At 57.7% G+C, this 11,503-nt stretch carries 9 protein-coding genes and 2 pseudogenes; 4 read left to right on the forward strand and 7 right to left on the reverse strand.

Annotated elements, in window-relative coordinates:
- Positions 1 to 236: 236 nt before the first annotated feature.
- The gene (gene serB / locus CAI21_RS02470) at positions 237 to 1,451 is read left to right on the forward strand and encodes a phosphoserine phosphatase SerB (RefSeq protein WP_116300837.1); all 1,215 of its coding nucleotides are present in this window, start codon (positions 237 to 239) and stop codon (positions 1,449 to 1,451) included.
- Positions 1,452 to 1,617: 166 nt separating this feature from the next.
- On the opposite strand, the pseudogene rplS reads toward serB, so the two are convergent.
- The 5 genes and pseudogenes from rplS to ffh all read right to left on the reverse strand — a co-directional run bounded on the left by rplS (position 1,618) and on the right by ffh (position 5,186).
- Positions 1,618 to 1,970 (reverse strand): annotated as a pseudogene (gene rplS, locus CAI21_RS02475) (50S ribosomal protein L19).
- Between the two features lie 18 nt (positions 1,971 to 1,988).
- Positions 1,989 to 2,738, reverse strand: a complete 750-nt coding sequence (gene trmD / locus CAI21_RS02480) for a tRNA (guanosine(37)-N1)-methyltransferase TrmD (protein WP_116301033.1) — start codon at positions 2,736 to 2,738, stop codon at positions 1,989 to 1,991.
- A gap of 23 nt (positions 2,739 to 2,761) precedes the next feature.
- Positions 2,762 to 3,277 (reverse strand): ribosome maturation factor RimM, encoded by a 516-nt coding sequence (rimM, locus tag CAI21_RS02485; RefSeq protein WP_116300839.1) that lies wholly within the window; start codon positions 3,275 to 3,277, stop codon positions 2,762 to 2,764.
- A gap of 29 nt (positions 3,278 to 3,306) precedes the next feature.
- Positions 3,307 to 3,578: pseudogene (gene rpsP / locus CAI21_RS02490) on the reverse strand (30S ribosomal protein S16).
- Between the two features lie 243 nt (positions 3,579 to 3,821).
- Complete coding sequence (gene ffh, locus CAI21_RS02495; protein ID WP_116300840.1) at positions 3,822 to 5,186, reverse strand: signal recognition particle protein; 1,365 nt, start codon at positions 5,184 to 5,186, stop codon at positions 3,822 to 3,824.
- A 206-nt stretch (positions 5,187 to 5,392) separates the two neighbouring features.
- Between ffh and CAI21_RS02500 the strand changes: the two genes are divergently transcribed.
- Complete coding sequence (locus CAI21_RS02500; protein ID WP_116300841.1) at positions 5,393 to 6,199, forward strand: cytochrome C assembly family protein; 807 nt, start codon at positions 5,393 to 5,395, stop codon at positions 6,197 to 6,199.
- A 67-nt stretch (positions 6,200 to 6,266) separates the two neighbouring features.
- Positions 6,267 to 7,547 (forward strand): HlyC/CorC family transporter, encoded by a 1,281-nt coding sequence (locus CAI21_RS02505; RefSeq protein WP_116300842.1) that lies wholly within the window; start codon positions 6,267 to 6,269, stop codon positions 7,545 to 7,547.
- 103 nt (positions 7,548 to 7,650) lie between these two features.
- Here the strand turns inward: CAI21_RS02505 and cysS are convergent, their stop codons facing one another.
- Both cysS and gltX read right to left on the reverse strand, forming a co-directional pair.
- A complete protein-coding gene (gene cysS / locus CAI21_RS02510) occupies positions 7,651 to 9,045 on the reverse strand; it encodes a cysteine--tRNA ligase (protein WP_116300843.1) in 1,395 nt (464 codons plus the stop codon).
- 16 nt (positions 9,046 to 9,061) lie between these two features.
- On the reverse strand, positions 9,062 to 10,483 hold the full coding sequence (gltX, locus tag CAI21_RS02515; protein WP_116300844.1) for a glutamate--tRNA ligase: 1,422 nt from the start codon (positions 10,481 to 10,483) through the stop codon (positions 9,062 to 9,064).
- A gap of 207 nt (positions 10,484 to 10,690) precedes the next feature.
- Here gltX and CAI21_RS02520 point away from each other — a divergent pair, with 207 nt between their 5' ends.
- Positions 10,691 to 11,449: a UDP-2,3-diacylglucosamine diphosphatase gene (locus CAI21_RS02520; protein ID WP_116300845.1), complete on the forward strand. Its 759-nt coding sequence runs from the start codon at positions 10,691 to 10,693 to the stop codon at positions 11,447 to 11,449.
- Positions 11,450 to 11,503 lie beyond the last annotated feature (54 nt).

An 11,503-nucleotide genomic window follows, 5' to 3' on the forward strand; every position in this document is an offset into this window, starting at 1 on the left:
CTTGTCATGCATCGGCGGCAGAGGGCCAAAATGCCCTCAAACCTCAGACAAACGTTAACTCTCCGCTGCTTTAGACAGCGGTAAATCGAGGTGTTCCCACCACGGGACAAGCCCCACTCCTCACAGGATGCCACCTCTGGCATCGCCATTGCGTAATTTTCGCTCGTAACGGGCGAAGTCTAACGGCTAATAACATACAATACCCGCTTTGCCCGCAAGAGAGCCTGGTTATCCAAATGAGCGAGATCATACTGGTAAACGTTTCCGGCCAAGACAAACCGGGGCTGACTTCCTCTTTGATGAGCATCCTCGCGGAGTACAACGTTGGCGTACTCGACATCGGGCAGGCAATGATCCACGAGACGCTGTCGCTCGGCATGCTGCTGGAAATCCCGGACCAGGAAAAACTCTCCCCGGTGCTGAAAGATCTGCTCTTTCACGTGCACCACATGGGAATGCAGGTCCGGTTTACCCCGATCAGTAACGAGCAGTACGAGAACTGGGCCATAGGCACTGGCAAGCCGCGTTATATCATTACGCTACTCGGCCGACGTATCACCGCGGAGCAGATTGCGAGAATCGCCCGCGTGATCAGCGAGAACGACCTTAACATCGAAGATATCCTGCGCTTATCGGGACGCAAGCCACTGCATAAGGGCGGCGAAACCTCGCGTGCCTGCATCGAGTTGTCCGTGCGTGGCCAACCCGTCGATCTCGACGCCATGAAGGACAGCTTCATGGAAATTTCGCAGCAACTCGGCGTGGATATTAGCTTCCAGGAAGATAACGTTTACCGCCGCAATCGCCGCTTAGTTGCCTTCGACATGGATTCCACCTTGATTCAGCAGGAAGTCATCGACGAAATGGCAGAAGTGGCCGGCGTCGGCGATCAAGTACGAAAAGTCACCGAAGCGGCAATGCGCGGCGAGATCGATTTCCGGGAAAGCTTAAGGCAGCGCGTCGCGCTGCTGGAAGGCCTGGATGCCAACCTTCTGGACACCGTTATAGAGCGTATTTCGCTGACCGAAGGCGCCGAGAGGCTGATTACTGCGCTGAAAGCCTTCGGTTATAAGACGGCGATAATTTCCGGCGGCTTCACCTACTTCGGCCGTCACCTGCAACAACGCCTCGGCATTGACTACATGTACGCCAACGAGCTAGAAGTCGAGGATGGCAGAGTAACCGGCAACGTAGTGGGCGAGATCGTCGACGGTCCACGAAAAGCGGAACTGCTGAAACAGATCGCCAACAAAGAGCGTCTCAACCTCGAACAGGTTATCGCCGTGGGCGATGGCGCTAACGACCTTCCCATGCTGCGAATTGCAGGTTTAGGCATCGCGTTTCACGCTAAGCCGTTAGTTAAACGCAGTGCTCGGCAATCTATTTCCACCTTGGGGCTCGACGGGATCTTGTACCTAATGGGGATTAAAGATACCGACACGCCGATGTAGTCGAGTATTCGGCGCCAATGGCGCCCACCTTCAGGAATAAGGCGTTTTACGCTTCCGTGGCGCCGTCGCTTCTAGCGAAACACAAAACGCCCAAATAAAAACGCCACTGCCGTCCGAGACACCTCGGACGGCAGTGGCCGTTTTAGGTAGAGCAAATCGAGTTTGCTTATACCTTTTCTTTAATACGCGCAGCCTTACCGCGACGATCGCGCAGGTAGTACAGCTTCGCACGGCGCACGTCGCCGCGACGCTTAACCTGAATGCTCTCGATCAACGGGCTGTAGGTCTGGAAGGTACGCTCCACGCCTTCGCCGTGGGAAACTTTCCGCACCGTGAAGGAGGAGTTAAGGCCCCGATTGCGCTTGGCAATCACCACACCTTCGAAAGCCTGTTGACGGCTACGGTTACCTTCCTTCACCCATACCTGGACGACGACCGTATCGCCGGCGCCGAACTCCGGCACTTCGCGATTGATCGATTCGATCTGTTCTTTTCAAGCTGTTCGATGATGTTACTCATGGCAATTGTCCCCTACCGCTACGGGTTTCCCGACCGGTATTCCGCGATAAACTCGTTCAATAACCGCCGGCTCTCGTCATCCAAATCCAGCCGTTCCAACAGTTCCGGCCGTCTTAACCAAGTTCTGCCCAACGCTTGCTTGCGCCGCCAGACTTCAACCGCCCGATGATTTCCACCAAGCAAAACCTCGGGCACGCGCCGGCCATCTATCTCTTCCGGCCGCGTATAATGCGGATAGTCCAGCAAGCCCTCCATAAAGGAGTCCTGCGCCGCCGACTCCGCATGTCCGAGCGCCCCCGGCAACAGACGGGTGACGGTATCGACCATCACCATCGCTGCCAGCTCGCCGCCGCTGAGGACGTAGTCCCCTATCGACCACTCTTCGTCGATATCGGACTCCAGCAGACGCTCGTCAATCCCCTCATACCGGCCGCACACTAAAATCAGCCGCCGACGGTCGGCCAACTCCCGCGCGCCGTCCTGATTCAGACGCCGACCTTGCGGGCTTAAATAAAGCACTGAGCCGCTTCCTTCTCCCGCCTCGCGCGCAGCGCGAATGGCAGATCGAAGCGGCTCAACCTTCATGACCATTCCCGGCCCACCGCCGTATGGGCGATCGTCAACCGTACGGTGACGATCATGGGCATAATCCCGCGGATTCCAGCAGACCACATCCACCAGCCCGCGTTCGCACGCTCTGCCCGTCACTCCTTGCTGCGTCACCGCCGCCACCAGTTCCGGGAACAGCGTGACGACATCAATCCGCAACATGAATGGGCCTCGTTCGCAGATTAAAACTCCGGATCCCAGTCAACCAGGATCAAGCCGCTCTCAAGGTCCACACGCTTGACAACCTGATCAAGCACGAACGGCAGCAATCGCTCCCTATCCTCGCCCTTGACCACCAGAACGTCGTTGGCTCCGGTTTCGAAGAGATAGTCGACCACCCCTAAGGCGTGCCCGCTCTCCGTCTCAACCTGTAGACCTTCAAGGTCAACCCAGTAGTATTCCCCGGGCTCAAGCGCCGGCAACTGCTCGCGAGACACGCCGATGTCGCTACCGATCAAGGCACGCGCCTGCTCTCGGTCGTCGACACCTTCGATTCGAGCCACAATCCCTTTTCCGTGGCGACGCCCTTCGGCAAGCTCAACTTCGCGCCAGCCGTCTTGGCTACGCAAATGCCAATCCACGTATTCGAGAATGCGCTCGCGCGGCTCGGTATAGGAGAAGATCCTCACCCAGCCGCGCACTCCGTACAAACCGGAGATGCGACCGACCGTTAGCAACTGCGACTGCTTCGCCGTCACGGCTGCCCTCCCGGTCGGCCCGACGTTACTTAGGCCGAAGCCTGGTCGGCGTCGGCAGCACCCTTGGCGGCTTGCTTGAGCAGCTGAGCCACACGGTCGGAGGGTTGCGCACCACGCTCAATCCAGTGATTGACCCGGTCCAGGTCAACCTGCAGCGGAATCTCTTTGCCGCTGGCGATCGGGTTAAAGTAGCCCAAGCGCTCGATGAAACGGCCATCGCGCGGGTTGCGGCTGTTCGTGACCACGATCTGATAGAACGGCCGTTTTTAGCGCCGCCTCGTGCAAGACGAATCGTAACCATTGCGTTCGCTTATCCTTTTGGAAATTCGCCAGTGGCCGCGCTCGTCTAAGACAGCACGGCCGCGTGAATCGCGCATTGTACTGGTTTTTCGGGGAAAGTGAAGGCTCTCCCGTACTTAATTCGTACGCATGGGAGCAGAAAACGCTGTCACCCACCACCGACATGGCGTCGAAAAACCGCAGACAAAGCCAATAAGTCGTTGATCCACGGTCAAGCTATCGGTACCGAGGAGGCCAGGAGTCCTCAGAACCCCATCCCCGGCGGCATGCCGCCGCCACCGCCGAATTGGCGCATCATTTTCTTCATCCCGCCTTTCTTGAACTGCTTCATCATCTTCTGCATTTGCTTGAACTGCTTCAGCAGGCGGTTTACATCCTGCACTTGGACGCCGGCGCCCTGAGCGATCCGCCGTTTGCGAGAACCATTGATAAGGTCCGGCTTACGACGCTCGATAGGCGTCATCGAGTTCACAATGGCAACTTGTCGCCGAACGTCCTTATCGTTGACCTGATTCTTTACCTGGTCGGGGATCTGCCCCATACCAGGCAACTTGTCCATCAAACCGCCCAGACCGCCCATCTTGGTGATCTGTTGCATTTGATCGCGAAAATCTTCCAGATCGAAGCCTTTACCTTTTTTAAGCTTATTAGCGAGCTTTTCCGCTTTTTCCTTGTCGACGCTACGCTCGACTTCTTCCACCAGGCTGAGCACGTCGCCCATCCCGAGGATGCGCGACGCCACCCGATCCGGGTGAAACGGCTCGAGCGCGGTAGTCTTCTCGCCAACGCCAAGGAATTTGATCGGCTTGCCGGTAATGTGCCGAATCGACAGCGCCGCGCCGCCGCGAGCGTCGCCGTCGGTCTTGGTGAGAATCACGCCGGTAAGCGGCAAAGCGTCGTTGAAGGCTTTCGCCGTATTGGCCGCGTCCTGACCGGTCATACTGTCGACGACGAACAGCGTCTCTACCGGCTCAATGCCGGCGTGCAGGCGCTTAACCTCGGCCATCATCTCTTCGTCGACGTGGAGACGACCGGCGGTATCGACCAGCACAACATCGTAGAAATGCTTACGGGCGTAATCGACCGCGCCTTCGGCAATGGCGACTGGATCTTGCTGCGTCGAGCTTGGATGGAAGTCGATGCCGATCTCGCCGGCCAGAGTCTGTAGCTGATCGATTGCCGCCGGCCGATAGACGTCGCAGCTGACAACAAGGACTTTCTTCTGCTGCCGCTCCTTCAACCAACGCCCGAGCTTGCCGACGCTAGTCGTTTTACCCGCGCCCTGCAGGCCGGCCACCATCACGACAACCGGCGGGCGGGCATTAAGATTCAAGCCATCGTTGGCCTCGCCCATCATACGCACGAGTTCGTCGTGCACGATTTTAACGAAGGCTTGCCCCGGCGTAAGACTTTTCGCGACCTCTTCCCCTAAAGCCCGCTCTTTAACGTCCTTGATAAACTCGCGAACGACCGGCAAGGCCACGTCCGCTTCAAGAAGCGCCATTCGGACTTCGCGCAAAGTGTCACTGATATTGTCTTCGGTTAGCCGACCCTGGCCGCGCAAGCGCTTGGCGATATTGTCGAACCGTTCGCTGAGATTATCGAACATATTCAAAATCCACTGATAACGTGGGTGAAATACTACAGGCGCGCATTATAACGTCAACCGTTGCAGAACACGGAGCCGGAGACATCGAGCAGATAAATAAGGTTTCCTTGAGAATGAATAGCGATCGCTATTGCGTTAACCCTTCAACCTGCTTCGGTTATATGCGATTATCCAAGCCTTAGGCATTTGCCGCTTCCGATGTTGCTGTGAACATACTCCTAGCCTTTATTACCTTCTGCCTTTATGGCGCGGCCGGCCTCGGCCTGCTGCGTCGGTTACTGAACGGTCCGGACGCGTTCCCGGGGCGGCGCCTGTGCCTGCTATTCGGCGCACTGGCATTAGCCTTGCACTTCGGGTTGCTCGCTTACAGCTTGATGCCGGGCCAAGCGTCGCGCTTGGGCTTTTTCGAAGCCTCCTCGCTAGTTGCCTGGCTAATCAGCGCGTTACTGCTCGCAACCGCCACTCGTCGGCCTGTGGAAAGCCTGGGCATCCTCATTCTACCCTTGAGCGGAGTGGCCGTTCTGCTCGACGCTATCTTCGGCCCCGTCGCCAGCACCGCGCCGCCCATGCCGCCCGGTTTGGCGGCGCACGTTATCAGCTCCATCGTCGCCTATAGCATCCTTGCGCTGGCCGCCTTTCAGGCCGTTCTGCTTGCGGTCCAGGAGCACCGCCTACACCACAAACATCCCGGCGGCTTCGTGCGCTTACTACCGCCGATGCAAACGATGGAGCACCTGCTATTCCAAATGCTCAGGCTTGGCTTTCTTGGCTTGACCCTAGCACTGATTACGGGTTTCCTCTTTCTTGAGGACATGTTTGCCCAGCATTTGGTTCACAAAACCGTGCTCTCCATCATTGCCTGGTGCGTATTTGCCACCCTTCTATACGGCCGCTGGCGCTTCGGCTGGCGCGGCAAAACGGCTATTCGCTGGACCTTGGCGGGCTTTATCGTCTTGATGCTGTCGTATTTCGGTAGCAAATTCGTGCTGGAAGTCGTGCTGCAACGCTTCTAACCATGCCCGACATACCACTTAATAGTCGCGGTTCGGCCCTCCGAGTGAGCGCAAGGAGAAGCTGCTCGTGAGCGACATCCCTACCGGCGTCTTATTCGGCATTCTAATCGGCCTGATTATTCTGTCGGCCTGCTTCTCCGGCTCGGAAACCGGAATGATGGCACTCAACCGCTACCGTCTACGGCATTTAGCGCGGTCCGGCCATCGCGGCGCTCGAATGGCCTCTTCCTTACTGAAGAAACCGGACCGACTGATCGGTATCATTCTGCTGGGCAACAACTTCGTCAACATTATTGCCTCGGCGCTGGCGACCGTGATCGCTCTGCGTTTAGGCGGGGAAGGCGCCATTGCGATTGCCACGGGCATTCTGACTTTGGTGGTACTGATCTTCGCCGAGGTCACGCCGAAAACCGTCGCCGCGCTCTACCCAGAGCGCGTAGCCTTCCCGGCCTCCTTCGTACTCTCGGTATTGCTCCGCATCTTCTATCCGCTGGTCTGGATCGTCAACGGCATCGCCAACAATCTACTGCGGCTACTCGGCGTACCCATCGGGCGCGGCACAAACGAGCATCTCAGCCAAGAGGAATTGCGCACCGTCGTTAACGAAGCCGGCGCCATGATTCCGCGCCGACACCAACGCATGTTGCTCAACATCCTCGACTTGGAAAAAGCGACCGTCGAGGACATCATGGTCCCCCGCAACGAAATCGTCGGGATCGACCTGGAGGATGACTGGGAGACCATCCTCGAAGAGCTAAAAACCAGCCAGTACACCCGTCTTCCGGTATATCGCGGCAGCATCGACGACGTTCAAGGCGTATTACATCTGCGCAAGGTCCTCAGCGACGCCCTCAACGGCAGCTTCACCCGCGACGATTTACTACAGCGCATGCGGGAGCCCTACTTCATTCCGGAAGGTACGCAACTTCACACCCAGCTGCTGAACTTTCAGCGTAATCGGCGCCGCAACGGTTTGGTCGTCGACGAATACGGGGAGATTCTAGGCTTAGCCACTCTGGAAGATATTCTTGAGGAGATCGTCGGCGAGTTCACCACCGACCCTTCGGCTAATATAAAAGACGTTCATCGGCAAAAAGACGGCAGTTATCTAGCCGAGGGAAGCGCTAGCGTGCGCGAGCTCAACCGCCTGCTCGACTGGGATCTACCGACGAACGGCCCCAAGACCTTGAACGGCGTTATTCTGGAGCATCTGGAGTACATCCCCGAGCCCGGAACCAGCCTGCTGGTCAACGGCTATCCGGTCACGATCGTGCAAACAAAAGACAACCGGGTCAAGATGGCGCAGATTCAACCGCATCGGCCGCGCCGCGCCCGTACTAAACATTAGCGCCCCCTCTTAGCCAAGAGGCAGAGGCCGTCACCGTTTTTCAGCGAAAGCTTAAGCCCCGGAACAGGCAGCAGCCCATCTCCGGGGCGGGCAAAGCAAGGGCTTACTCGCGTCGCCAGCTAGTTCCCTCGACCGTGTCTTCGATAATTACGCCATCGGCCTTCAACGCGTCGCGAATGCGATCGGCCTCGGCAAAATCGCGCGCTTTCCGAGCCGCCGCCCTGGCGGCAATCATCGCCTCGATGTGCTGCGCATCGAGACCTTCCCCCGACACCGCCTCAGCCCCTTTCAGATAGGCCTCGGGCTCTTCTTGCAACAAGCCGAGCACACCGCCCAACGACTTAAGCACAGCACCGAGTTCGGCAGCCTGCTGAGAATTCCCGGCCCGCTGGCGATTAATTTCGCGCGCCAACTCGAACAGTACGGCGAGCGCCGGCGGCGTATTGAAGTCATCCTCCATCGCCTCGTGGAAACGCTGTTTAAACGTCTCGCCCGCCGCCGCGGACGGCTGCACCGATGGCAAGCCGCGCAACGCCAAATACAAGCGCTCAACCGCCGAGCCAGCATTAGCCAACGCCTCGTCGGAAAAGTTCAGCGGACTGCGATAATGGCTGGACAACAAAAAGTACCGCACTTCCTCCGCCCGATACCGAGCGAGAATCTGACGCACCGTAAGAAAGTTGCCGAGCGATTTCGACATTTTTTCCTCGTCGATACGCACGTGCCCGTTGTGCATCCAGTAATTGACGTAGTTATGCCCGGTCGCCGCCTCGGACTGGGCAATCTCGTTCTCATGATGAGGAAACTTCAGATCCATACCGCCGCCATGGATATCGAACTGATGCCCAAGGCAGCACGTCGACATCGCAGAACATTCGATATGCCAACCCGGCCGCCCCTGCCCCCAAGGCGAGCCCCAACTCGGTTCGCCGGGTTTGGCCGCTTTCCAGAGCACAAAATCCACCGGATCGCGCTTATCTTCTCCCGGCTCGATCCGTGCTCCCGCTCTTAAATCCTCTAGCCGTTCGCCGGACAACTTGCCGTAACCGGCAAATTTAGCGACGGAGTAATACACATCGCCACTGGGAGCGACATAGGCATACCCCCGCTCGATCAAGGTTTCGATCATGTCAACGATCGCGTCCATCGCCTGAGTAGCACGAGGCTCATGATCCGGCGGCAACACGCCTAGGGCTTCGGCATCTTCGTGCATTGCCGCGGTAAACCGCTCCGTCAGGCTCGTAAAGTCTTCGCCGGCTTCGTGCGCCCGACGGATGATCTTGTCGTCGATATCGGTGATATTGCGAACATAAGTCACCTCGTAGCCCAAGGCCCTTAGGTAACGCACCACCATGTCGAACACGACCATCGCCCGAGCGTGGCCGAGATGACAATAGTCGTATACCGTCATACCGCAGACATACATCCGGACCTTGCCCGGCTCCAAGGTCTTGAAGGGTTCTTTCTGCTTACTCAGGCTATTGTAAATCTGCAACATACGGTGTTCCCTATCGTTATCCTGCGGCCTGCGCCTCTGCCGAAGCTAAACGACGCGCCACCTCTGGCGGGGGAATCAACGCCAACAAGGGGCCTAACTCGGGACCATGCCGGCGCCCGGTCAAGGCCAGGCGCAGGGGCAAGAACAAGCCCTTCCCTTTTGCTCCCGTTTGGGCCTTGAGCCCTTTGGTCAGTTCGCCGTAATTGGGCCCGAACTCGGCATAAAGACGCTGCGCAACGGCAAAAAACTCCCCGCCAGCCTGCTGCAATGGCTCAAGATCATCGGCCGCCACAGGCGGCAACTCGCCAAAGGCAACATCGGCCCAAACCGCCATATCTTCCGGGAAAGCGGCGTTTGCCCGCACCGTTTCGACAAAGGCTTGTCTTTTATCTGTAGGAATATCGACTCTGAGCGCGGGCTCGGCCCACTGCCAAAGCCGATCGCCGGACTCGGCCGCTACCGCTTCACGCTGCCAATGCAACAACTGGCTCTCGTCGAACCGAGCCGGCGCTTTCCCGAGATGCTCGAACTCGAATCCCGACGCCAAACCGTCGATATCGAAAAAATCGTTATCGGCGTAATAGTGGCCCAGCCGCGCCAAATAATTAATCAAGGCAAGCGGTAAGTAGCCCGCCTCGCGTAGCGCCTCGACGGAGCGGCTACCATGACGCTTCGACAGCGGACTACCGTCGGGGCCGACAATCATCGAGATATGCCCGTACGCCGGTGCCGACAAACCCAAGGCTTCCAACAACATCAGTTGCCGCGGCGTATTGGTAAGGTGGTCTTCGCCACGCAGCACGTGAGAAACGCCCATTAAAGAGTCGTCTACCGCATTACTGAAGAAAAACGCTGGCGTTCCATCGGCTCTTCGAATAATGAAATCGCCGATATCGTCGCTAACAAAACGCTGCCGCCCACGCACCAAATCCTCAAACACGATCTCGCGCCCTTTCGGCACCCGAAACCGCAAGGTGGGTTGTAACCCCTGCTCTCGCTTAGCCGCTATTTCCTCGGGTTTAAGCTGAGCGCAAGTCCCCGTATACCGGGGGGGCTGCCCTGCCGATAGCTGCGCCTTCCGAACCATTTTCAGTTCGCGCTCGCTGCAAAAGCAGGGATAAACCAGGCCGGCGTCCTCAAGCTTGCGGTAGTACTCGTCGTAAACCGACATACGATCGTGTTGGCAATACGGGCCATGGTCGCCGCCGAGATCGTAACCTTCCTGCCAATCCAAGCCGAGCCACCGCAAATCGCGCGCCAAAGCCTCAGTGTACTCAGGCAGGCTGCGGCTTTGATCGGTGTCTTCGATACGCAGCAGAAATACGCCCTGATGCTTACGCGCTAAGAGCGCGCAGAACAAAGCGGTCCGCAAGTTACCTAGATGCATCAGCCCCGTCGGGCTGGGCGCAAAACGTGTTTTGACGAGTGTATTATTCATAACCGAGCAATATTAACGGAAAGCCAATACAGGCACAAAAGCCTAAGCTCAATTAAATGCCCCTTACCCTCCTTTATCGGCCTGCCTCGGACTGCCCACCTCTAGTGAACACAGCACACAATCCTCATGTTCTGTGAGACGAGAGGTTTTCCAGGCCTTAAATTCGGGTTAACGTTATGCCATTTCTATGGACGAGAAGCACTGACCATGACCATTTCTCATCCCGCCAGCGACAAACCGGTTTTGTTTATCTCCGATTTGCACCTCGACCCGAGTCGGCCACAGCTTGGCGCTCTATTTCTTACCCTGCTGGAGCAGGCACGCAGCCAAGCGGCTGCACTCTACATCCTGGGCGACTTGTTCGAGGCGTGGATAGGTGACGATGCGGTTAGCGGCGACGAACCCCCACTACAAGGAATGCGCGCGCTATCGGCGAGCGGCGTACCGCTGTATATCATGCGCGGCAACCGCGACTTTCTGCTCGGCGAGCGTTTTGCCGAGCTAACCGGCGCCACCTTGCTAGAAGATCCGACGGTTATCGACCTGCATGGCGAGCCGACGCTGCTCATGCACGGCGACTCGCTGTGCATCGACGACACGGAATACCAACAATTCCGAGCCATGGTCCACAACCGGCAATGGCAACAAAACTTCCTCGCCAAGAGCATCCCTGAGCGGATAGCCATGGCGAAAGCAGCCCGCACCGAAAGCAGCGGCCGCAACGCGAGCATCGACGATTATCTCATGGATGTAAATCAAGGGGCTGTCGAGGCGGCAATGCGCGAACATGGCGTCCACCGTCTCATCCACGGCCACACACACCGGCCTGCCGTGCACGATTTCGAACTCGACGGCAAAGCAGCGCAACGCATCGTACTAGGCGACTGGTACGAACAAGGCAGTCAACTGGTTTGCCTAAACGGCAAACTGGCATTGCAGGACTTGCCCTTGCCGACATTCAGTTAAGCACCCGTTACCGCCGCCGGGCCTGCTCCGCTCAGGCCCGGCGGCTAGCATTCC

The sequence above is a fragment of the Alkalilimnicola ehrlichii genome (assembly GCF_003399765.1).
GTDB lineage: Bacteria > Pseudomonadota > Gammaproteobacteria > Nitrococcales > AK92 > AK92.